Annotated in this window: 24 protein-coding genes and 1 tRNA gene; 13 read left to right on the top strand and 12 right to left on the bottom strand. The window is 59.7% G+C overall.

Translation table 11 applies throughout. The annotated features are described in order from the left end of the window. Positions 1-98: 98 nt before the first annotated feature. From secB to ACCC96_RS26550, 3 genes are read right to left on the bottom strand one after another with little or no spacing between them, the layout of a single operon-like run. The gene (secB, locus tag ACCC96_RS26540) at positions 99-584 is read right to left on the bottom strand and encodes a protein-export chaperone SecB (RefSeq protein ID WP_007939439.1); all 486 of its coding nucleotides are present in this window, start codon (positions 582-584) and stop codon (positions 99-101) included. A 56-nt stretch (positions 585-640) separates the two neighbouring features. After that, positions 641-895 carry a glutaredoxin 3 gene (grxC, locus tag ACCC96_RS26545; RefSeq protein ID WP_007939440.1) on the bottom strand — a complete coding sequence of 85 codons (255 nt, stop codon included), beginning with the start codon at positions 893-895 and terminating at the stop codon, positions 641-643. Between the two features lies 1 nt (position 896). Next, complete coding sequence (locus ACCC96_RS26550) at positions 897-1,310, bottom strand: rhodanese-like domain-containing protein (protein WP_018929205.1); 414 nt, start codon at positions 1,308-1,310, stop codon at positions 897-899. 153 nt (positions 1,311-1,463) lie between these two features. On the opposite strand from ACCC96_RS26550, the gene gpmI reads away from it, so the two are divergent. The 4 genes from gpmI (at position 1,464) to ACCC96_RS26570 (ending at position 6,720) form a co-directional block, all read left to right on the top strand. Then, positions 1,464-2,993, top strand: a complete 1,530-nt coding sequence (gpmI, locus tag ACCC96_RS26555; protein WP_258612974.1) for a 2,3-bisphosphoglycerate-independent phosphoglycerate mutase — start codon at positions 1,464-1,466, stop codon at positions 2,991-2,993. 296 nt (positions 2,994-3,289) lie between these two features. Further along, complete coding sequence (locus ACCC96_RS26560) at positions 3,290-4,582, top strand: murein hydrolase activator EnvC family protein (RefSeq protein WP_019581805.1); 1,293 nt, start codon at positions 3,290-3,292, stop codon at positions 4,580-4,582. A 34-nt stretch (positions 4,583-4,616) separates the two neighbouring features. After that, a complete protein-coding gene (locus ACCC96_RS26565) occupies positions 4,617-5,936 on the top strand; it encodes a S41 family peptidase (RefSeq protein ID WP_413697367.1) in 1,320 nt (439 codons plus the stop codon). Position 5,937: 1 nt separating this feature from the next. Beyond that, the gene (locus tag ACCC96_RS26570; RefSeq protein WP_413697368.1) at positions 5,938-6,720 is read left to right on the top strand and encodes a divergent polysaccharide deacetylase family protein; all 783 of its coding nucleotides are present in this window, start codon (positions 5,938-5,940) and stop codon (positions 6,718-6,720) included. A gap of 54 nt (positions 6,721-6,774) precedes the next feature. On the opposite strand, the gene ACCC96_RS26575 is transcribed toward ACCC96_RS26570, so the two are convergent. The 7 genes from ACCC96_RS26575 to ACCC96_RS26605 all read right to left on the bottom strand — a co-directional run bounded on the left by ACCC96_RS26575 (position 6,775) and on the right by ACCC96_RS26605 (position 12,585). Beyond that, positions 6,775-7,530 carry a substrate-binding periplasmic protein gene (locus tag ACCC96_RS26575; RefSeq protein WP_413697369.1) on the bottom strand — a complete coding sequence of 252 codons (756 nt, stop codon included), beginning with the start codon at positions 7,528-7,530 and terminating at the stop codon, positions 6,775-6,777. 72 nt (positions 7,531-7,602) lie between these two features. Continuing rightward, on the bottom strand, positions 7,603-8,373 hold the full coding sequence (gene hisF, locus ACCC96_RS26580) for an imidazole glycerol phosphate synthase subunit HisF (RefSeq protein WP_018929212.1): 771 nt from the start codon (positions 8,371-8,373) through the stop codon (positions 7,603-7,605). 9 nt (positions 8,374-8,382) lie between these two features. Further along, positions 8,383-9,120: a 1-(5-phosphoribosyl)-5-[(5-phosphoribosylamino)methylideneamino]imidazole-4-carboxamide isomerase gene (gene hisA / locus ACCC96_RS26585; RefSeq protein ID WP_007939449.1), complete on the bottom strand. Its 738-nt coding sequence runs from the start codon at positions 9,118-9,120 to the stop codon at positions 8,383-8,385. A 42-nt stretch (positions 9,121-9,162) separates the two neighbouring features. Next, entirely contained in the window at positions 9,163-9,420 is a 258-nt protein-coding gene (locus tag ACCC96_RS26590; protein ID WP_008005317.1) for a DUF2164 domain-containing protein, read from the bottom strand. Then, a complete protein-coding gene (gene hisH, locus ACCC96_RS26595; protein ID WP_086944140.1) occupies positions 9,421-10,059 on the bottom strand; it encodes an imidazole glycerol phosphate synthase subunit HisH in 639 nt (212 codons plus the stop codon). After that, positions 10,059-10,652 (bottom strand): imidazoleglycerol-phosphate dehydratase HisB, encoded by a 594-nt coding sequence (gene hisB / locus ACCC96_RS26600; RefSeq protein ID WP_007939452.1) that lies wholly within the window; start codon positions 10,650-10,652, stop codon positions 10,059-10,061. Before hisB ends, hisH begins: the two co-directional genes overlap by 1 nt. A gap of 271 nt (positions 10,653-10,923) precedes the next feature. Beyond that, the gene (locus ACCC96_RS26605; protein WP_018929215.1) at positions 10,924-12,585 is read right to left on the bottom strand and encodes an OFA family MFS transporter; all 1,662 of its coding nucleotides are present in this window, start codon (positions 12,583-12,585) and stop codon (positions 10,924-10,926) included. A 270-nt stretch (positions 12,586-12,855) separates the two neighbouring features. Between ACCC96_RS26605 and ACCC96_RS26610 the strand changes: the two genes are divergently transcribed. From ACCC96_RS26610 to ACCC96_RS26630, 5 genes are all read left to right on the top strand, one after another. Continuing rightward, the gene (locus ACCC96_RS26610) at positions 12,856-13,260 is read left to right on the top strand and encodes an acetyl-CoA sensor PanZ family protein (RefSeq protein ID WP_413697370.1); all 405 of its coding nucleotides are present in this window, start codon (positions 12,856-12,858) and stop codon (positions 13,258-13,260) included. Positions 13,261-13,337: 77 nt separating this feature from the next. Continuing rightward, positions 13,338-15,572, top strand: a complete 2,235-nt coding sequence (locus ACCC96_RS26615; RefSeq protein ID WP_413697371.1) for an AsmA family protein — start codon at positions 13,338-13,340, stop codon at positions 15,570-15,572. Further along, positions 15,569-16,636, top strand: coding sequence for an A/G-specific adenine glycosylase (mutY, locus tag ACCC96_RS26620; protein WP_019651458.1), 1,068 nt, complete (start codon positions 15,569-15,571; stop codon positions 16,634-16,636). Before ACCC96_RS26615 ends, mutY begins: the two co-directional genes overlap by 4 nt. Then, a complete protein-coding gene (locus ACCC96_RS26625; RefSeq protein WP_018929219.1) occupies positions 16,633-16,905 on the top strand; it encodes an oxidative damage protection protein in 273 nt (90 codons plus the stop codon). The genes mutY and ACCC96_RS26625 overlap by 4 nt, the downstream gene beginning before the upstream one ends. Positions 16,906-17,008: 103 nt before the next feature. Further along, positions 17,009-17,084: transfer RNA gene (locus tag ACCC96_RS26630), tRNA-Phe, on the top strand. Between the two features lie 84 nt (positions 17,085-17,168). Here ACCC96_RS26630 and ACCC96_RS26635 read toward each other — a convergent pair. Further along, positions 17,169-17,618 (bottom strand): carboxypeptidase regulatory-like domain-containing protein, encoded by a 450-nt coding sequence (locus ACCC96_RS26635; RefSeq protein ID WP_413697372.1) that lies wholly within the window; start codon positions 17,616-17,618, stop codon positions 17,169-17,171. Between the two features lie 263 nt (positions 17,619-17,881). Between ACCC96_RS26635 and ACCC96_RS26640 the strand changes: the two genes are divergently transcribed. The 4 genes from ACCC96_RS26640 to ACCC96_RS26655 all read left to right on the top strand — a co-directional run bounded on the left by ACCC96_RS26640 (position 17,882) and on the right by ACCC96_RS26655 (position 20,894). After that, positions 17,882-18,937: a PDDEXK nuclease domain-containing protein gene (locus ACCC96_RS26640; protein ID WP_413697373.1), complete on the top strand. Its 1,056-nt coding sequence runs from the start codon at positions 17,882-17,884 to the stop codon at positions 18,935-18,937. Between the two features lie 69 nt (positions 18,938-19,006). Further along, positions 19,007-19,981: an alpha/beta fold hydrolase gene (locus ACCC96_RS26645; protein WP_413697374.1), complete on the top strand. Its 975-nt coding sequence runs from the start codon at positions 19,007-19,009 to the stop codon at positions 19,979-19,981. Positions 19,982-20,018: 37 nt separating this feature from the next. Next, positions 20,019-20,435, top strand: a complete 417-nt coding sequence (locus tag ACCC96_RS26650) for a hypothetical protein (RefSeq protein ID WP_019581792.1) — start codon at positions 20,019-20,021, stop codon at positions 20,433-20,435. A gap of 6 nt (positions 20,436-20,441) precedes the next feature. Then, the gene (locus ACCC96_RS26655; RefSeq protein ID WP_064615876.1) at positions 20,442-20,894 is read left to right on the top strand and encodes a hypothetical protein; all 453 of its coding nucleotides are present in this window, start codon (positions 20,442-20,444) and stop codon (positions 20,892-20,894) included. Between the two features lie 71 nt (positions 20,895-20,965). Here ACCC96_RS26655 and gabP read toward each other — a convergent pair whose 3' ends face one another. Continuing rightward, positions 20,966-22,357, bottom strand: coding sequence for a GABA permease (gene gabP, locus ACCC96_RS26660; RefSeq protein ID WP_258672026.1), 1,392 nt, complete (start codon positions 22,355-22,357; stop codon positions 20,966-20,968). Positions 22,358-22,579: the final 222 nt, after the last annotated feature.

Below are 22,579 nucleotides of genomic sequence, written 5' to 3' on the forward strand. Positions count from 1 at the left end.
AGATCGCAGCCTTCGGCAGCTCCTACACGAAGGTTTCGTTTTCTCCATGAAAAAAGCGCCGTTGAAGGCGCTTTTTTCATGGAGCAAACGAAACTTCTTTATTGAACGGTCGGAGTCTCGCCAGCCGCCTGCATGCGTTGCAGCTCTTGTGCGTACAGCGCGTCGAAGTTCACCGGGGCCAGCATCAGGGCCGGGAACGAACCGCGGGTCACCAGGCTGTCCAGGGTTTCGCGAGCGTACGGGAACAGGATGTTCGGGCAGAACGCGCCCAGGGTGTGGCTCATCGAAGCCGCGTCCAGGTTCTTGATCAGGAAGATCCCGGCCTGTTGCACTTCAGCAATGAACGCCACTTCTTCGCCGTTTTTCACGGTGACCGACAGGGTCAGCACGACTTCGTGGAAGTCGCCTTCCAGTGCCTTCTGACGGGTGTTCAGATCCAGACCGACGCTCGGTTCCCACTGCTGGCGGAAGATTGCCGGGCTTTTCGGGGCTTCGAAGGACAAGTCACGTACGTAGATGCGCTGCAAGGAGAATTGCGGTGCGTTTTCTTCTTCGCTAGCTGCAGTGTTCTGTTGGTCAGTCATCTCAGATCCTTTCTGATCTCGGGTCTTATAGGGTTAGCTATTTCTAAGTAACGCAGTCAGGCCTTGAGCATGGCGTCGAGCTTGCCGGCGCGCTCCAGGGCAAACAAATCATCACAGCCGCCAACGTGGGTGCTGCCGATCCAGATCTGCGGCACGGACGTACGCCCGGCCTTCTGAGCCATCGCGGCACGCACCTGCGGCTTGCCATCGACCTTGATCTCTTCGAAGGCCACGCCTTTGTTCTCGAGCAGGTACTTGGCTCGCGAGCAATAAGGGCAGTAATCGCTGGAATAGACGACGACGTTGTTCATATCACTTCACCAGTGGCAGATTGTCGGCTTTCCAGCTGGAAATACCGCCAGACAGCTTGGCAGCGGTGAAACCGGCTTTCACCAGTTCACGGGCATGAGTACCGGCGGTCTGGCCCATGGCATCGACCAGGATAATGGTCTTGGCCTTGTGCTTTTCCAGTTCGCCGACGCGAGCGGTCAGTTTGTCCTGAGGAATGTTCAACGCGCCAACGATGTGACCGGCGGCGAAATCCTTGGTCGGACGAATGTCGACCACCACGCCTGCGTCCTTGTTGACCAGCCCGGTCAGTTCACCGGTGCTCAGGCTGCGGCCGCCGCCTTGCATCTGATAGGCCAATAGCAGGGCCGCCAGTACAACGAAGATACCCACGAGAATGTAGTGGTTGGTGGCGAATTGAATCAGGTGATCAACCATCGAAGGAGGTTCCAGGGCGTTAAAATGTCGGCCAGTATACACAGCCACTATGGTGGGCCAAACCCCGTCCGGCGGTGACGGCGCCGGAACTTAGCTTTAAACTCCTACTCCCTTTTCCATCGCCCTCTTTTAATTCAGCCACGAGTGGAATCCATGACTACCACGCCTAAACCTTTGGTCCTGATTATTCTCGACGGCTTCGGTCACAGTGAGAGCCCTGAATCCAACGCCATCTATGCGGCGAAGAAGCCCGTACTGGACCGTCTGTGGGCCACCGTGCCGAACGGCCTGATCTCGGGCAGCGGCATGGACGTCGGCTTACCGGACGGCCAGATGGGCAACTCCGAAGTCGGCCACATGAACCTCGGCGCCGGTCGGGTGGTGTATCAGGACTTCACACGCGTGACCAAAGCGATCCGCGACGGCGAGTTCTTCGAGAACCCGACCATCTGCGCCGCGGTGGATAAAGCCGTCGCTGCCGGAAAAGCCGTGCACTTCATGGGTCTGCTGTCCGATGGCGGCGTTCACAGCCACCAGGACCACCTGATCGCCATGGCTGAGCTGGCCTTCAAGCGCGGCGCCGAAAAAATCTACCTGCACGCCTTCCTCGACGGCCGCGACACGCCGCCGAAAAGCGCCCAGTCGTCGATCGAATTGCTGGATGCAACCTTCGAAGCCCTCGGCAAAGGCCGGATCGCCAGCATCATTGGCCGTTATTACGCCATGGACCGTGACAACCGTTGGGATCGCGTGTCCCAGGCCTACAACCTGATCGTCGATGGCGCCAGCGAATTCAATGCCGCCACCGCCCAGGAAGGCCTGCAAGCCGCGTACGAACGTGGCGAGAGCGACGAATTCGTCAAAGCCACCAGCATCGGTGAGCCGGTGAAGGTCGAAGATGGCGACGCCGTGGTCTTCATGAACTTCCGCGCCGACCGTGCCCGCGAACTGACCCGCGTGTTCGTCGAAGACGATTTCAAGGAATTCGAACGTGCTCGCCAGCCAAAACTGGCCGGTTTCGTCATGCTGACCCAATACGCCGCCAGCATCCCCGCGCCGTCGGCTTTCGCTGCGGGTAGCCTGGAAAACGTACTGGGCGATTACCTGGCGAAAAACGGCAAGACACAGCTGCGCATCGCCGAAACCGAGAAGTATGCCCACGTGACCTTCTTCTTCTCCGGCGGCCGCGAAGAACCGTTCCCGGGCGAAGAACGCATCCTGATCCCGTCGCCGAAAGTCGCCACCTATGACTTGCAGCCCGAGATGAGTGCCCCGGAAGTCACCGACCGCATCGTCGATGCCATTGAAAACCAGCGTTACGACGTGATCGTGGTCAACTACGCCAACGGCGACATGGTCGGCCACAGCGGTGTGTTCGAGGCGGCGGTGAAAGCTGTGGAATGCCTGGACACCTGCGTCGGCCGTATCGTCACGGCGCTGGAAAAAGTCGGCGGCGAAGCCCTGATTACTGCCGACCACGGCAACGTCGAGCAAATGTCCGACGCCTCCACCGGCCAGGCCCACACTGCCCACACCACCGAGCCGGTGCCGTTCATCTATGTCGGCAAGCGTGACTTGAAGGTTCGCGAAGGCGGCGTGCTGGCAGACGTGGCGCCGACCATGCTGAAGTTGCTGGGGCTTGAGAAGCCTGTGGAAATGACCGGGACTTCGATTCTGGTGTAATCCGCTTCTTCAAAAACACCGCCAAACCCTGTGGGAGCGGGCTTGTGTGGTGAGGGGGCTTGCCCCCGTTCGGCTGCGCAGCAGTCGTAAAACCATTGCATGCGGTGTACCTGGTACACCGCAATTGCAAAATTTGGGGCCGCTTCGCGACCCAACGGGGGCAAGCCCCCTCGCCACACAGGCTCGCTCCCCCATTGGTTTTCACTCCAGTTATCACACAGTCCCAATTGGGCGTTTTTTTTGCAGCGTGGGGCGGGCATACTAGGCCGTCCCTTTCCCTGGTGTCGCCCGCCTCTATGCTTCGCGTCCTGATAGCCCTCGCTCTGACATGCCTGCTCCAACCGGCCTTTGCCGACGAGCGCACGCAAACCCAACAACAGTTGGACGCCACGCGTCAGGACATTGCCGAACTGAAAAAGCTGCTGGGCAAGCTGCAGGAAGAAAAGTCCGGGGTGCAGAAAGACCTCAAAGGCACCGAAACCGAGATGGGCAAGCTCGAGAAGCAGGTCGAGGCGCTGCAAAAAGAGCTGAAGAAAAGCGAATCCGAGCTGCAGCGACTCGATGCCGAGAAAAAAAAACTCCAGAGCGCGCGCGTTGAACAGCAACGACTGATCGCCATCCAGGCCCGCGCGGCCTATCAGAATGGCCGCCAGGAGTACCTGAAACTGCTGCTCAACCAGCAGAACCCGGAAAAATTCGCCCGCACCCTCACCTATTACGACTACCTGAGCCAGGCCCGCCTGGAGCAGCTGAAGAATTTCAACGAAACCCTGCGCCAACTGGCCAATGTCGAAAAAGACATCTCCATGCAGCAAGCGCAATTGCTGGTGCAGAAAAGCAGCCTCGACAGCCAGCGCGACGAACTCGACAAGGTCCGCAAGGAGCGCCAGCAAGTCCTGGCCAAGCTCAATGACGACGTGAAGGCTCGCGACCAGAAACTGGCCGCCCGCGAGCAGGATCAGGCAGACCTGTCTAAAGTCCTTAAAACCATTGAAGAAACCCTGGCTCGTCAGGCCCGAGAGGCAGAAGAAGCGCGGCAAAAAGCGCTGATCGCCCAGCAGGAAGCCGAAAAAAAGCGGTTACGTGAGGCTCAGGCTGAAGCAGACGCCAGCGACGCCCCACGCAAACCCGCCAAATCGACGCCCGGTGCCCTGGTTTCAAGTTCAGGCGAGACCTTCGGCGGTCCTTTTGCTTCGACTCGCGGCAAACTTCCATGGCCGGTTGATGGTCGACTGCTGGCACGCTTCGGTGAAACCCGTGGCGACGATGCCCGCACCAAGTGGGACGGCGTGATGATCAGCGCCTCCGCCGGCAGCCAGGTGCATGCCGTGCACGGCGGTCGCGTGGTGTTTGCCGACTGGCTGCGTGGGGCCGGGCTGCTGGTGATTCTCGACCACGGCAACGGCTTTTTGAGTCTTTACGGTCACAACCAGACGCTGCTCAAGTCTGCGGGTGACGTGGTAAAAGCCGGTGAGTCCATCTCCACTGTCGGTAACAGTGGCGGGCAGGACACACCAGCGCTGTATTTCGCTATTCGTCAGCAGGGTCACCCGAGTGACCCGGCGCAATGGTGCCGCGCGCAAGGATAGGCGTTGAGTCACCTACATTAGGAGTTCGTTCGACATGCTGCATTTGTCCCGCCTTACCTCGCTGGCTCTGACGATCGCCCTGGTGATCGGCGCGCCTCTGGCGTTTGCCGCTCAACCGGCCCCGGCGGTCGCGCCTGCCGGCACTGCTGCGACCACCAAGGCGCCATTGCCGCTGGACGAGTTGCGCACCTTTGCCGAAGTCATGGACCGGATCAAGGCAGCCTATGTAGAACCGGTAGATGACAAGACCCTGCTGGAAAACGCCATCAAAGGCATGCTCAGCAACCTCGACCCGCACTCCGCCTACCTGGGCCCGGAAGACTTCACTGAATTGCAGGAAAGCACCAGCGGCGAATTTGGCGGCCTGGGCATCGAAGTCGGCGCGGAAGACGGTTTCATCAAAGTGGTCTCGCCTATCGATGACACCCCGGCCTCCAAGGCTGGCATCCAGGCCGGCGACTTCATCGTCAAGATCAACGGCCAGCCGACTCGCGGCCAAAGCATGACCGAAGCCGTGGACAAGATGCGCGGCAAGATCGGCCAGAAGATCACCCTGACCCTGGTCCGCGACGGCGGCACTCCGTTCGACGTGACCCTGGTCCGCGCCACCATCCAGGTGAAAAGCGTCAAGAGCCAGCTGCTGGAATCCGGCTACGGCTACATCCGCATCACCCAGTTCCAGGTCAAGACCGGCGAAGAGGTCTCCAAGGCCTTGGCCAAGCTGCGCAAGGACAACGGCAAGAAGCTCAGCGGCATCGTCCTCGACCTGCGTAACAACCCGGGCGGCGTGCTGCAATCGGCGGTGGAAGTGGTCGACCACTTCATCACCAAGGGCCTGATCGTCTACACCAAGGGCCGCATCGCCAACTCTGAACTGCGCTTCTCCGCCACCGGCAAGGACGAAAGCGAAGCCGTGCCAATGGTCGTGCTGATCAACGGTGGCAGCGCCTCGGCCTCGGAAATTGTCGCCGGCGCCCTGCAGGATCAGAAACGTGCGGTGGTCATGGGCACCACCAGTTTCGGCAAAGGTTCGGTCCAGACCGTGTTGCCGCTGAACAACGACCGCGCACTGAAAATCACCACGGCGCTGTACTACACGCCGAACGGCCGCTCGATTCAGGCTCAGGGCATTGTCCCGGACATCGAAGTGCGCAAGGCCAAGATCACCAACGAGCAGGACGGCGATTACTTCAAGGAAGCCGATCTGCAAGGTCACTTGGGCAATGGCAACGGCGGCGCCGACAAACCGAGCGGTTCGGGCAGCAAAGCCAAGGCCATGCCGCAGGATGACGATTACCAGCTGGCCCAGGCCCTGAGCCTGCTCAAAGGACTGAGCATCACCCGCGGCCACTGAGATGCGCTTGCGGTTGCTACTCGGTCTGCTGTGCAGTCTGGCGGGAGTTGCTTATGCGGCGCCCGCCACGACAGCGACCACACCTCACAAGGCTTATCTGAGCCTGATCATTGATGACTTGGGGCAGAACCTGCCCCGGGATCGTCGCGTGCTGGCCCTGCCCGGCCCGGTCACCACGGCAATCATGCCCGATACACCCCACGCCACCGAATTCGCCCGCGAAGCCCATCGCGCCGGCAAGACTGTCATTCTGCATATGCCCATGGATCCGGCCACCGGACCATTCGCCTGGCATCCCGAGTTGCCCATCGAAGAACTTGAAAAGCGCCTGAACGCCGCGTTCAACATGGTGCCCTATACCGCCGGCATCAATAACCACATGGGTAGCCGCATGACCGCTCAGCAACCGGCCATGGCCTGGCTGATGGCGGACTTGCAGCGTAAGCACAAATTCTTCGTCGACAGCCGCACCAGTGCGCAAACCGTGGCCGCCGCCGAGGCGCAGAAGATTGGCCTGGCAAGTGTTTCGCGGGATGTGTTTCTGGATGACGAGCCCACCGAAGCGGCGATCTTCACACAGCTACAGACGGCGATCAGCCTGGCGCGCAAGCAGGGCTCTGCGGTGATGATCGGGCATCCGTATCCGCAGACTCTGGCGGTGCTGGAGCGTGAGTTGCCCAAGCTCAAGGCACAGGGAATTGACTGGATCGACATCAAATTGATGATCAGCGTGCGCGGCAATCGTGCGACGGCTGCTCATGGCAAAGATGGCGTCTACCGCTAACTTGCCGCACCTCCCACAGTGTTTTGCGTAAGCTACAAGGCTCGGTGTTGCGGTCTAGAGATACCGCCCCATGATGTCGTCCACCACACCTTCCTTGCGCAACTGATCCAGCGCAGCCTGCAGCTTGGCCACGGTCTCATCCGGCACGTCCTTGTTCAGGGCCAGGTACAGCTCGGCGCTATTGAAGCGCAGCACGGTCTTGAGCCCGGTCACCCCGTCCAGCCGCGCCAGGTAACGCCCCGCCGGATCACCCGTAGCCCACAGATCGATCTGACCGTTAGCCAGCTTCTTCGCATTGTCCTGGTCGCGCAGCACCACAATCGGCTTCAGCCCTTGCTTGGCCAATGTCTCGGCAATCGCATCGCCCTTGTAGGCGCCAATCTTGTATTTACGCGCCTGATCCAGCGATTCCAGGGTGATTTTGCTATCAGCCTTGGCCAGCATGATCCAGTCGTCCGGGCCGATAGGGCCGACCCACTTGAAGAGTTTCTCGCGGTCCGGCAGCCGCGCCATTACGAACACGCCATAACCGGGCTTTTCCAGGGCGAGTTTGTAGATTCGCTCCCAAGGGAAACGCAGCGTCAGGCTGTAGGGGATATTGGCGCGCTTGAACATCTCGCGGACGATGTCCACGGCGATGCCGTTGATGTTCTCGTCCTGGGCAAAGTTCTTGCCGTTCTTCGCCATGTTGTACGGCGGGAAGTTTTCCGTCAGCAGCACCAGGCCAGTGTCGGGACTTTCTTCGGCGTGAACTCCGTTGATGAACAACAGAGAAGCACTAGCGAGGGCAAGAAGAAGTCGTTTAAGCATGTCGGGCTACCGGAATCCATGGCGTGCCCAAGAGTGCCCTGAGCCCGCCATGCTGTCCACTGGCCTGTATGTTTAACGCATCACGATTCCGCGATGGGCCATGTAGGCCTTGGCTTCCTGAACGGTGTATTCGCCGAAGTGGAAAATGCTCGCCGCCAGCACCGCGCTGGCGTGGCCTTCGAGAATACCGTCGGCCAAATGCTGCAGGTTGCCGACGCCACCGGAGGCAATCACTGGAATCCCCAGCGCATCGCTGATGGCACGGGTGACGCCCAGGTCGAAGCCGTTTTTCATGCCGTCCTGGTCCATGCTGGTCAGCAGGATTTCGCCGGCACCGAGGCCTTCCATTTTCTTCGCCCACTCAACGGCGTCGAGGCCGGTTGGCTTGCGTCCACCGTGGGTGAAGATTTCCCAGCGCGGGGGTTCGCCCGGACCGGAAACTTTCTTGGCGTCGATCGCGACGACAATGCACTGAGAACCGAAATGCTGCGCCGCTTCGCCAACGAATTCCGGGTTGAACACTGCAGCGGTGTTGATCGAGACCTTGTCCGCGCCGGCATTCAACAGGTTACGGATGTCTTGCACGGTGCGCACGCCGCCGCCCACGGTCAGCGGGATGAACACCTGGCTGGCCATGCGCTCGACGGTATGCAGCGTGGTGTCGCGGCCGTCGACGCTGGCGGTGATGTCGAGAAAGGTAATCTCGTCGGCACCCTGCTCGTCGTAGCGACGGGCGATTTCCACCGGGTCGCCGGCGTCGCGAATGTTCTCGAACTTGACGCCCTTGACCACCCGGCCGTTATCCACGTCCAGGCAAGGGATGATGCGTTTGGCCAGCGCCATGGTGAGTCCTCAGCCTTTGTACGAATCGCAGAAAGCTTGCGCTTCAGCGACATCGAGGGTGCCTTCGTAGATCGCCCGGCCGGTGATGGCGCCGATGATGCCTGGTGCCTTGGCGTCGAGCAGCGACTTGATGTCACCCAGATTGTGGATACCGCCGGATGCAATGACCGGGATCTTCGTCGCAGCAGCCAGAGCAGCGGTGTAAGAGACGTTGCAGCCCTGCATCATGCCGTCTTTGGCGATGTCGGTATAAACGATCGCGGACACGCCGTCGGCTTCGAATTGCCTGGCCAGGTCGATGACCTGCACGGTGCTGATTTCAGCCCAGCCGTCGGTGGCGACAAAACCGTCTTTGGCATCGAGGCCGACAATCACCTTGCCCGGGAACGCGCGGCAGGCTTCAGCGACGAAGGCCGGATCTTTCACGGCCTTGGTGCCGATGATCACGTAGCTCACGCCAGCTTTCACGTAGTGTTCAATGGTTTCCAGGGAACGGATACCGCCGCCGATCTGAATCGGCAGGTTCGGGTAGCGCTTGGCGATGGCGGTGACCACTTCGCCGTTGACCGGCTGGCCTTCGAACGCGCCATTCAAGTCGACCAGATGCAGACGACGGCAACCGCCCTCCACCCACTTGGCAGCCATGCTCACCGGGTCATCGGAGAACACTGTGGAATCTTCCATGCGGCCCTGGCGCAGACGAACACAGGCACCGTCTTTGAGATCGATAGCGGGAATAATCAGCATCTGGCAAACCTTCAAATTCGAGTGTTCAGCTTCGCTCGGAAATCAGTTTTTCTCGAGCGCCCACAGGTCGCTTTCGATGCTTTCGAACCTCTCTTTGAGGTGCGTCTGCACATCGAAAATCGCCCTGTTGTAATAGTGCGGAGCAATTTCGCGGGTAAACAGCTCAAGGATTTCAGCCGCTTCGAACGAACCCAGGTCTAGTTCGAAGCGGTCTTCCATGAAGCGTTTGATCTTGTGATTGGCCTCGCTCTCCTGCTCGGGAGTGAGGGTCAGGATCGGCGGCTTCTTCTTGACGGCCATTTACCAGCGGCCATCCCACGCAGCGAAGTTCTGCAGCAATTGCAGGCCATGGGTATGGCTTTTCTCCGGGTGGAACTGCACGGCGAAACGCGAGCCATCGGCCAGCGCGGCGGCGAAATCGACCCCGTAGTGACCGCTACCGACCACCTGCCGCGCATTGCCGGCAGCGATGTAGTAGCTGTGCACGAAGTAGAAACGCGCCAGGTCCGGAACGTTGTGCCACAGCGGGTGAATCACCGTCTGCTTCACTTCGTTCCAGCCCATGTGCGGCACTTTCAAATGTTCGCCGTCTTCGTGCAGATCCTTGCCGAAGAACTTCACCTGGCCTGGAAACAGGCCGATGCAGTCGACGCCGTCGTTCTCTTCGCTGCTGTCGAGCAAGGCTTGCATGCCCACGCAAATGCCAAGGAACGGACGGTCCTGGCTGACTTCACGCACCAGCGAATCGAAGCCCAGGCGACGGATCTCCGCCATGCAATCACGAATCGCACCAACGCCGGGGAATACCACCCGGTCGGCTTCGCGAATCACGTCGGCATCGCTGGTGATCAAGACCTTGCCGGCACCGACGTGCTCGAGGGCCTTGGCCACCGAGTGCAGGTTGCCCATGCCGTAATCGATAACCGCGACCGTCTGCATTACAGAACGCCTTTGGTCGAAGGCATTTGCCCGGCCATGCGGTCATCCAGCTCCACGGCCATGCGCAGCGCGCGACCGAAAGCCTTGAACACGGTCTCGATCTGGTGGTGGGTGTTGTGCCCACGCAGATTGTCGATGTGCAGGGTGACGTTGGCGTGGTTGACGAAGCCCTGGAAAAATTCCTGGAACAGGTCAACGTCAAAGCCGCCGACGGTAGCGCGGGTATACGGAACATGCATCTGCAGGCCAGGACGGCCGGAGAAGTCGATCACCACACGCGACAACGCTTCATCGAGCGGCACATAGGCGTGGCCGTAGCGACGGATGCCTTTCTTGTCGCCGATGGCTTTGGTGAAGGCCTGACCCAGGGTGATACCGACGTCTTCCACCGTGTGGTGGTCGTCGATATGCAGGTCGCCCTTGCTGACAATATCCAGGTCGATCAGCCCGTGACGGGCGATCTGGTCCAGCATGTGCTCAAGAAAAGGCACACCGATATCAAATCGGGCCTTTCCGGTGCCATCCAGGTTGATCGAGGCTTTGATCTGGGTTTCCAGAGTGTCGCGCTCGACAGACGCCATACGTTCGGCCATCACCAGCTCCGCAAAAAATCATTGGGGCGAAAAAGGCAGCCATTATAGGGTCGCGGGCGCTAAACAGAAACACGGGAGGTGATATCACTGACGGAGTGAACCCCGTATTGTCGGGGATAGACATGTCCATACAAGCAAAAGATCGCAGCCTTCGGCAGCTCCTACACCGACCGAGTCCACACGCTGACTGTAGGAGCTGCCGAAGGCTGCGATCTTTTCGGGCATAAACCCAATGTGCCTGACACCACACATGTCAGGCACAAAGTGTCTCTTAGTGGAACAAGACAGCCGTTTTCTGCAGGGTCACCCAAACACCCCACGCCAACGGAATCCCTACAACCAGCCACGCAGCCACCGCCAACGGCTTGGTGCCCGCATCCGCTTTCCACTCCAGCACGGTGCTGGCGTCAGCACCCTTGTCGTGGCCCAGCGCCTGTTCGGCGGCCAGCTCGGCGTCGGTCATGAAGTACTTGTCCGCCACCGGGCGCACCAGCAGGTTGCAGATGAACCCCAGCACCAGCAGGCCCGCGAGGATGTACAAGGTGATGTCGTACGCCGCGGCACGTTCAACACCGATGCTCAGCTGATATTCACGCAGGTAGTTCACCAACACCGGCCCCAACACACCCGCCGCCGCCCAGGCTGTCAGCAGACGACCGTGGATCGCGCCGACCATTTGCGTACCGAACAGGTCCGCCAGGTAGGCAGGAACAGTCGCAAAACCACCGCCGTACATCGACAGGATGATGCAGAACGCCGCCACGAACAGCGCAACGCTGCCCAGGTGACCGAGGTTCGGGATCAGCGCGTACAGGGCGAAACCCAGGGCGAAGAACACAAAATAGGTGTTTTTGCGGCCCAGGTAGTCCGAGAACGAAGCCCAGAAAAACCGGCCGCCGATGTTGAACAGGCTCAGCAGACCGGTGAAACCGGCAGCAATGGCGGCGATCGAGGCCAGTTGCGAAGCGTCCAGTTGACCGAACGTCAGGTCGTTGCCAAGCAATTTACCGGCGAACACTTCCTGCAACAGCGGCGAAGCCATGCCGAGGATGCCGATACCCGCCGAAACGTTCAGGCACAGCACCAGCCATACCAGACGGAATTGCGGGGTTTTCCACGCCACATTCACGTGGACGTGCCGGTGAGTGATCATCGCGTTCGAAGCTTTTTTCGCCGGAGCCGTCCAGCCTTCAGGCTTCCAGCCGGTTGGTGGAACGCGGTAGGACAGTGCGCCACCGATCATGAACACGAAGTAGATCGCGGCCATCACCAGGAAGCTCTGCCATACACCGACGCTGGTTGGCGAAGCAAAGTGGCCCATCAGGGCCGCAGCCAGTGGAGCGCCGACCATCGCGCCACCACCGAAACCCATGATCGCCATGCCGGTCGCCATGCCGCGCTTGTCCGGGAACCACTTGATCAGGGTCGAGACCGGCGAGATGTAGCCCAGGCCCAGGCCGATACCGCCAATGACCCCGGAGCCGATCCACATCAGCCAGATCTGGTGGGTATAGACCCCCAGCGCCGAAATCAGCAGACCGCCACACCAGCACAGTGCCGATACAACACCTGCCTTGCGTGGACCTGCGTGTTCGAGCCAGCCGCCCCAGATCGCTGCCGAGCAACCCAGGAAGATGAAGAACAGGGTGTAGATCCAGCCGAGCATCGAGATCGGCCAGTCGCATTGCGACGAAAATACCTGAGCGATGAAGCTCATGTCCGGCGCGCAAGCCACGGCTTTGGTGACGCCCAGGGCCTTGGACAGCGGCAGCCAGAACACCGAAAAGCCGTAGGCCATGCCGATGCAGAGGTGGATGGCCAGAGCGGCCGGTGGTACAAGCCAACGGTTAAAACCGGGCTTGGCGATGATGCGTTCCTTGGACAGGAACGCGGGCCGGTCGGCAAAGCCGTCCGCCGTGATGCTCGTAGTCATGGTGTTTCCCCCAATTATTAGTAGGGTTCGCCAGCCGCTCCTCACCCCCAGCCTTTATGCACGCAGACATGACTGTTGTTAGGTGAAGCTTCATTTTGGTGCGACATCACGTCGCAGAAGGACGGACGAACGGGCAGAGGTTACCATTTGCACGTGACAGAAAAACCAAACTGATATCACCTTTTGTATGTCATCTGATCTCGTACCACTGGATGAACATTGTTTTCACGCGTACGGGGAATGGCTCCGTTCAACTTCACAGGAATCTCCATGCCGATCATTGTCGAGCTGATGAACCAGGCCACTTATCAGGATCAGCAAGATCTGCAGAAGATCTACCGCGACGCCCCGGACTGGCTGTTTTCGCCATTTACAGGCAATGCTGAGCTGATCGAAAGCTGCTTGCGGGACGGCTCTCTGATCGCTGGACGCTTCAACGATCGGCTGCTGGGTGCGGCACGTCTGCAACGGCACCATGACACCTGGCATTTGTCCCATTTATGCGTACGAAAAATCACCCGCCGCCGTGGTGTTGCCGAGCGCCTGGTAAGCGAAGCGCAGAAAATGGCGGTGCAATCGGGCGCGACATTGCGCCTGCTGGCGCCCGCCGGGCACCTAGAAGCCCAGGCGCTGGCGGCTAAGCTGAAAGTGCCGCTGGATGTGCTCCCGACATGATCGCTGACCGGGCGGCCACTTCGGGGCGCTATACTCCCCGGCTAAATTTCGAATTCGACTAATACAAGGACTCGCCCATGAAAGCGTTCGGCAAAATCCTGGGTCTGGTACTTCTCGGGCTGTTGCTGATCATTGTGGCGCTGGGCTTTGCCCTGACCCACTTCTTCGATCCCAACGACTACAAAGACGAGATTCGCCAGATTGCCCGCGACAAGGCCCACATCGAGCTGACGCTCAATGGCGATATCGGCTGGAGCCTGTTCCCCTGGCTGGGCCTGGAATTGCACGAAGCCAGTGTGGCGACCCTGGCCAAGCCCACCGAGCCGTTTGCTGACCTGCAGATGCTCGGTCTGTCGGTCCGTGTGATTCCGCTGCTGCGCCGTGAAGTGCAGATGAGCGATGTGCGCGTCGAAGGCCTGAACCTGCGCCTGAACCGTGACAAGGACGGCCACGGCAACTGGGAAGACATCGGCAAGGTGCCGGCACCTGCGGCTGCGACGACCTCGACCACAACGCCCGCCACCACCGGCGAACCCGCACCAACGACCACCGCCCAGGCCGAAAAACCGGCTCAGCCGGTCCGCCTGGACATCGACAGCCTGACCGTCAACAACGCCCGCGTTGAGTACAACGACGAGAAAACCGGCAAGCAGTTCAGCGCCGAAAGCATCCAGCTGAGTACCGGCCCGGTCCATGACTCAACCAACATCCCGGTCAAACTCACGGCGTTCCTGGGCACCAACCAACCAGTTCTGCGGGTGCGGACCGAGCTGGCTGGCGAGCTGCGCTTCGAGCGGGCGCTGCAACGCTACAAGTTCGAAGACATGAAACTCTCCGGCGAAGTCGCTGGCGATCCGCTGCAAGGCAAGACCATGACCTTCGCCGCTCAAGGTCAGTTGCTGTTGGACAAGGCCGCCAACGTCGCCGAATGGACTGGCATCAAGATCTCCGCCAACCAGTTGCGCGCCTTGGGTGAACTGAAAGCCAATGACCTCGACAAGACCCCGCAAATCAGCGGTGGCCTGTCGATTGCCCAATTCGATCTGGCGAAATTCGTCGACAGCATCGGCCAGAAACTCCCGGCGATGGCCGAAGGTAGCCTGAGCAAAGTTGAACTGGTCAGCCAGGTTGCCGGCACGCCGACCAGCCTGTCGCTCGATAACATCAACCTGAAACTTGACGACAGCAACTTCAGCGGCCGCATCGCCATTGAAGACTTCGCCAAGCAATCGCTGCGGGCAACCCTCAAGGCTGACACCTTCAACGTCGACCGTTACCTGCCGCCGAAATCCGCCGAAGCCAACAGCGCAACTCAGGTACGCAAGGCCGAAGTGGCCAGCACCGAAGCCGATGCCCTGGCCGGCCCTGGCAGCACACCGCTGCCGCCATCACCGACCAAAGGCCCGTGGAGCAGCGACCGTCTGTTCCCGGTGGAGCGCCTGAGCAAACTCGACGTGGACGCCGACCTGACCTTCGGCCAACTGACCCTCGACAAACTGCCGATCCAGAACGCGGCGCTCAAGGCCAACGGCCAGGGCGGCTTGCTGACCCTGGAGAACCTGCGCGGCGATCTGTACGACGGTAACTTCGAAGCCAAGGGCACCCTGGATGTGCGCCAGCAAGTGCCGGCGCTGAACATGCAGACGCGCATCAACAACGTGCCGGTGGAGAAAATCCTCGAGGGCCAGGGGAAAAATCCACCGGTCAAAGGCCAGGTCACGCTCAACAGCACCCTGACCGGCAGTGGCAATAGCGAGAGCGCGCTGATCGACAGTCTCAACGGCAACGCCAGCTTCGTCATCAACAACGGCATGTTGCTCAATGCCAACCTTGAGCAACAACTGTGCAAAGGCATCGCCACCCTGAATCGCAAAACCCTCAGTGGCGAACCACGGGGCAAGGACACGCCCTTCGAGGAGCTCAAGGGCAACCTGACTTTGCGCAACGGCGTGGCCAATAACCCGGACCTGAAAGTGCGCGTCCCGGGCATGACCGTGAACGGTAACGGCGACATCGACCTGCGGGTGCTGGGCATGGATTACCGCCTGGGCATCATCGTCGAAGGCGACAAGAGCGACATGCCGGACCCGGCTTGTCAGGTCGGCGAGAAATTCGTCGGCATTGAATGGCCGCTGCGCTGCCGTGGCCCGCTGGAGCTGGGCGCCAAGGCTTGCCGCCTCGACAGCGAACGCATGAGCCAGGTCGCCAGTAAGCTGGCCGGCGAGCGCATCAGCGAAAAAATCGACGAGAAGCTTGGCGATAAAGTCAGCCCGGAACTGAAAAACGCGCTCAAGGGGCTGTTCAAGCGATGAGAGCCGAGCAGTTTTCAACGGCCGTGCTGGATTGGTACGACCGCCATGGCCGCCACGATTTGCCTTGGCAACAGGGCATCACCCCTTATCGGGTGTGGGTCTCGGAAATCATGTTGCAGCAGACCCAGGTCAGCACGGTGCTGAACTACTTCGACCGGTTCATGGCCTCGCTGCCAACCGTCGAAGCCCTGGCCGCAGCACCGGAAGACGAAGTACTGCACCTGTGGACCGGCCTCGGTTACTACACTCGCGCGCGCAACCTGCAAAAGACCGCGAAGATTGTGGTCGCCGAATATGGCGGCGAGTTTCCCCGTGATGTGGAAAAACTCACCGAGCTGCCGGGTATCGGCCTGTCCACCGCCGGGGCGATTGCCAGCCTGAGCATGGGTATCCGCGCGCCGATCCTCGACGGCAACGTCAAACGGGTGCTGGCGCGCTTTACTGCGCAAGAGGGTTATCCGGGCGAGCCGAAGGTCGCCAAACAGCTGTGGGCGAACGCTGAGCGCTTCACGCCACATGATCGGGTCAACGCCTACACCCAGGCGATGATGGATCTGGGCGCCACGCTCTGCACCCGCAGCAAGCCGAGCTGCCTGCTCTGCCCGCTGGAAAAGGGCTGCGAAGCACACATGCTCGGCCTGGAAACCCGCTACCCGATCCCCAAGCCACGCAAATCCGTGCCACAGAAGCGCACGCTGATGCCGATGCTCGCCAACGGCGACGGCGCGATTCTGCTTTACCGACGCCCTTCCACGGGCCTGTGGGGCGGTCTTTGGAGCCTGCCGGAACTCGACGACCTCGACGACCTGCAACATCTGGCTTCGCAGCACTCGCTGGAACTGGGCAGCCAGCAGGCACTGCCGAGCCTGGTGCACACCTTCAGCCACTTTCAATTATCCATCGAACCCTGGCTGGTGCAGGTCCAGGAGGCCGGCCATCACGTGGCCGAGGCCGACTGGCTCTGGTATAACCTCGCCACCCCGCCGCGCCTGGGCCTTGCCGCCCCGGTCAAAACCTTGCTCGAGCGCGCGGCCGCCGTATTGAACGCAGGAGAGTCGTCATGACCCGCACCATCATGTGCCGCAAGTACAAAGAAGAACTGCCCGCCCTGGAGCGCGCTCCATTCCCGGGTGCAAAAGGTCAGGACATTTTTGACCACGTCTCGGCCAAGGCCTGGGCCGACTGGCAGAAACACCAGACCCTGCTGATCAACGAAAAACGCCTGAACATGATGAACGCCGAAGACCGCAAATACCTTCAGGGTGAGATGGACAAATACTTTTCCGGCGAGGAATACGCCAAGGCTGAAGGCTACGTTCCGCCTGCTCAATAATTGATCAAAAACCGGGGTCGGCACGTAAGCGACGGTAATAATTAAATATTTTTTGAAAACTTGCTTGACGACCCCCTGAAAAACCCGTTTAATGCGCCCCGTTGCCCAGATAGCTCAGTCGGTAGAGCAGGGGATTGAAAATCCCCGTGTCGGCGGTTCGATTCCGTCTCTGGGCACCAAATACCGAAAACCCTGAATCGCAAGATTCAGGGTTTTTTTATGCCTGCGATTTGATCGGACATCACGCAAGCCACCTCTCCTGACTAGTTTTGACCGCCCCAGTGGAAAACCAGATTGCGAGCGGCACCACTGCCTACATCCGCTGTATCACGCCGCACCTCACCTTTATGCGTGGCGACAACGGTGTACTTGCCCGCAGGCAGCTGAACGTAAACCAACGGTCCAGCCTCACTCAGTGTCAGCACGGTCTGCCCTGCGGCTTTCTGAATAACCAGATCCACATCGGGAACGTATTCGTCCTGAGGCCCGGTGGAGAATGTCATGTGCAGGTTGTAGCCCTTGGTTTGCTGAATGGCTTTAGCCTCGTCCTCTCCAATCCCCCCGGACAGGTAGGTAATCCCGTTTTGTTGTTGCTGCTGGACTTGCACGGCCGAGCTGTCAATTGGCTCAAGGCTGGCGGCGTTAAGCGCGATTGGCAACAGCAGTACGCCGACAGCGGCGATGGGCAGCATGAATGAATGGACGTACTTCATGATGGCGACTCCCGGGTTACGTAGAACCCACTCGTTACTCCTTTTAGATTTATCGCCGAATACTCAAGTTTTAGATCGATTCGGAATTGGATTCACTGCGAATCGGACTACACGATTTGCTCCTCAAGTACGAGCTGTAGTCGGTGGTGTCCTGCAAGACGAATCCGGTAATTCCTTCCGACTTATCAGCAGCGCCCGGCATCGCTGACTATCGCTCTCTTGCCATCCTCTTGCGCCTGTTCCCTCCAGATGCGGAAGATGTCATGAGCCTCCTCAAACCCGATAACACTCAAGATCCACAAATGGTTTCACTGCTCGGCAGTCTGGGCGAGCTGATCCGTGACGCGCGCCAAAAGGTGCTGCGAGCGGTCGATACCGTTCAGGTGCAAACCTGTTGGCAGATCGGCCGGCATATCGTGGAGTTCGAGCAGGAAGGGGCTCGGCGGGCGGCTTATGGCAAGCAGCTACTGTCGACATTGGCGCATACACTGACAGCGGAGTTTGGGAAAGGCTTCGACGCCTCCAATCTCCGCTACATGCGCCAGTTCTATCAAGCATTCCCGATTCGTGACGCACTGCGTCACGAATTGAGCTGGACCCACTACCGCAGGCTGCTGCGAGTCGACAACGACAACGCTCGCCACTGGTACATGAACGAATCAGCACTCCAGAACTGGTCAAGTCGCGCCCTTGAGCGCCAGATCAACACCCTCTACTACGAACGCCTGCTGGCGAGCCGCGACCGGTCTGCCGTCAAACAGGAAGCCGCCATCAACATCCAGCAAATCAACGCCAGCCCTCGGGATTTCATCCGGGATCCGGTGCTGCTCGAGTTTCTCGGCCTGTCCAATGCAGGCCGGGTTCAGGAAAGCGATCTTGAGCAAGCACTGATCGATCAACTCCAGGGTTTTCTGCTCGAACTGGGCAAAGGCTTCGCCTTCATCGCTCGCCAGCAACGTATCAGTACCGACAGCAGAGACTTCTACATCGACCTGGTGTTCTACAACTACCTGCTCAAGTGCTTCGTCATCTTCGACCTCAAGCGTGGCGTACTGACTCACCAGGATGTCGGCCAGATGGACATGTATGTACGCATGTACGACGACCTCAAGCGCGGACCGGAGGATGGCCCCACCGTCGGCCTCATTCTCTGCGCGCAAAAAGATGAATCGGTGGTGCGCTATTCAGTGCTGCAAGGCAACGAACAACTGTTCGCAAGCACCTACAGACTGGTGCTGCCGAGTGAGGAGGAACTTCGCACAGAACTGGATCGGGAATGGGCGGTGCTTGAGGAACGGTTACTCAAGCGCCCCCGATAAGCGCGGGCAGATTGTTCATAAACGGCATGACGACTATGGTGAGTAACTCGTCGCAAAGGTTCAAAGCCGATGAACTTGCAGGACATACCCTCACTGGCCCCGACGCAACTCGAGTTGCCGTTGCCCACCCGCACACCCGGCGAATCCTTCAAGGAACCCGCCGCCGATGGCTTCCTCCTTGGCGGCTTCACCTGGCGGCACACCCATCAAGACCCAACTCGCCCGGTGGTGATCATCAACGCCGCCACCTCTGTCCGTTGCCGGCACTATTCGCGCTTCGCCGATTACCTGTTCGCCAACGGCTTTGACGTGATCACTTATGACTACCGTGGCATCGGCGAGTCGCGTCCCGCATCGCTGAAAGGGCTTGAGGCCACATGGTCCGACTGGGGCGCGCTGGATTTCGAGGCGATGCTGCAAAGAGCGCAACGCGAATTTGCGGGACAACCCATCAATGTCGTCGGTCACAGCTTCGGCGGCTGTGCTGCGGGGCTGGGCGCTTCCGGGCATGTGATCCGACGCCTGGTGACGGTGGGCGCGCAGTTCGCTTACTGGCGCGACTACGCCCCCGCTCATCGCTGGCGGATGTTCGCCAAGTGGCACGTGGTGATGCCGTTGATGACGATGCTTTGCGGCTACTTTCCCGGCAAACGCCTGGGCTGGCTCGAAGACACCCCCGCCGGCGTGGTTCGCGACTGGAGCACGCCCAGCAACCGATATGAGAAACGCCCCAGCGGTCGCCTCATCCACGCCAGAACCGGTCGACTGCCCTTCGCCAACGTCAGCGCACAAACCCTGGCCATCAGCCTCAGCGACGATCCCTACGGCACGATTCCAGCCATAGAACGCCTGCTTGGCTACCTCACCGGCAGTACAAATACCCACCTGAGAATCACACCTGAGGACATCGGCGAAGAAGAAGTCGGACATTTCGCCTTTTTTCGCAGCGCATACCAAGCCACACTATGGCCCATTGCATTGTCCTGGCTGCAGACCGGCGAGCTGGCCCCCGACACACCCGGGCGGCGAGTGCCGCGCAGTTGATTGATGCGCCCTCTCAACGAATTACGGAACGACGCCCATGGCCTCCGCCAACAAGCAGAACAAACGCGCCTCCCGCGCCAAAGCCAAGGCCAAGCAGAACCGCACCCAGCGGGCCGCCGCGCCGGTCGAGCTGGACCCGAACGACGATCGCATCGACTTCGAGTCAGTGGACCTGACCGAACTGTTCAAAAAAATGATCGACGCCGAAAAGTCCAGTCAGCAGGCCATGTGCACAGCCTTCCTTGAAGACCCGTTGCTGGAGCTGGTGTACGAACAGGAAGGCGAAGAAGGCGCGATGGACTTCATCCTCGCAGCGCTGATCGAATACCGCCAATGGTCCACCGAGACCGACGAGGCCGGTGCACTGGCGTGGATCGAATCACCGGCCTTCCAGGCTGATTACGTGGCGGCGTCCGACGCCATCGCGGCCCAAACCCAACAGAAAACCCACTGAGTTCCCATGGCATCCCTGAATAAGCAACAGAAACGCGCCAAACGCGCAAAGGCCAAAGCCAAACAGATCCGCATGGTCGGCAGAAAGCCTGCCGATCTGAACGATGACCTGGGTGAGATCGGCGAGCCGATCCCGGAATACACCCTGGCGATGTTCAGCAAAATGCGTGACGCCGAAGCCACCAGCCGCAACGACATGCTGCTGACCTTGCTGTCGAACCTCGCCGGCATCATCAGCGACCATCCAGAACTGCTGGACATGGAAAACGCCGACAACGAAGCCATGGCCGCCACGCACCTGGCCGCCGACATGCTGATCGACTACCGCATGTGGGCCGATGGCATGGACCGCGATACCGCCCAGGCCTGGCTGACCGATCCGCAATTCATCACCGACTTTGGCGATGCACTGGACAGTTATCGTCAGTCGCTGGATGCGCAGGAAGAAAAGGGCGAGTAAACATCCCCTCAGAAACAAAAACGGCCGCTTGTCATCACTGACAGCGGCCGTTTTTCGTTACGCGGTACGAATCAGTTCAGCACCACCGCGCCCAGTTTCTGCAGCTTGCGACGGCGAGCCACAATCAAACCGGCTGCCACCACCAACACGCTCAGCAAGCCAGTTGCGAGGATCTCCACGCGATGCGCTTCCTGGAACAACATAATGGTCAGGGCCGCGATGATGAATACGATCACCGCGTAGGTCAGGCCCGGGAACAGCCACATGCTGAAGGCGATTTTTTCACCGCGAGCCATACGCTGTTTGCGCATCCGCAGTTGCGAAAACGCGATCACCAGGTACACCAGCAACGCGATGGCGCCAGAACTGGCCAGCAGGAACTCGAACACGGCAGCCGGGGCCACGTAGTTGGCGAAGACTGCAAGGAATGCCGCAGCGGTCGACAGCATCACGGCCCAATAAGGCGTGCCGCTGCTGTTGGTGCGCTGGGAAACGGCCGGCGCATCGCCGCGCTTGCCCAACGAGAACATCATCCGCGAAGCGGTGTAGAGCGCGGAGTTCAGGCAGCTGGTGACCGCAACCAGAACCACGATATCAACGATCAGCTTGGCATTCGGGATACCCATGCGCTCAAGCACAGTCTGGTAAGAACCAACACTGGCGAGAATCGGGTCGTTCCATGGCACCAAGGCCACAACGATGAAGATGGAGACGAGGTAGAACAAGCCAATCCGCCAGATGACCGAGTTGGTCGCCTTGGAAATCTGCTGGCCAGGGTTCTTCGATTCCGCGGCCGCGATGGTCACGATCTCGGTGCCCATGAAGGAAAACATGGTGGTCAGGATAGCGCCCAGCACCGCGCCCATGCCGTTTGGCAGGAAGCCTTGAGTGTCGAACAGGTGCGACACGCCGCTGACCTGACTTGTTGGCAAGAAGCCAAAGATCGCCAGAATGCCCAGACCGATAAAGCCGATGATCGCAACGACTTTGACCAGGGCGAACCAGAACTCGAACTCGCCGTAGTTCTTCACGCTGAACAGGTTGGTCACTGTCAGCAGTAACGTGATGACCAAGGTGAAGGCCCAGATCGCCACGTTCGGGAACCAGGCATGCAGAATGGTCGCGGCAGCGTTAGCCTCCAGCGGGATCACCAAAACCCAGAACCACCAGTAGAGCCAGCCGATGGTGAAACCGGCCCAGTGACCGATCGCACGATCGGCATACGTCGAGAAGGAGCCTGTATCTGGCGATGCAACGGCCATCTCGCCGAGCATGCGCATGACCAGAACCACCAGCGCACCGGCGGCAGCGTAGGCCAACAGCACGGCCGGGCCTGCAGCGGCGATGGCGTGGCCGGAGCCGACGAACAGGCCGGCACCGATAACCCCGGCGATCGACAGCATGGTCACATGACGCGGTTTGAGCCCCTGTTCAAGGCCATTGGAGCTTTGGGAACTGCTCATTAAAACTACCTTTGTAAGGAAAAGCGGAAGCGTGCATCCCGTTTGGCGTTCCTTCTCGTAAAAAGAAACCAACAGGGCGTTTCGTATTCTGCACGCAATAATTGCGCCAAAATGTTGCAAACTCCTCAACCTCGGGGCTCTCAGCCTGACCGGGTAGTTATCGCAAGTCATTGAGATTAATGGCAATTCGCCAGAGCGTTACCTGGCGACCCACTTTAGTAA

The sequence above is a fragment of the Pseudomonas sp. Pseusp11 genome, assembly GCF_047304405.1.
Classification (GTDB): domain Bacteria; phylum Pseudomonadota; class Gammaproteobacteria; order Pseudomonadales; family Pseudomonadaceae; genus Aquipseudomonas.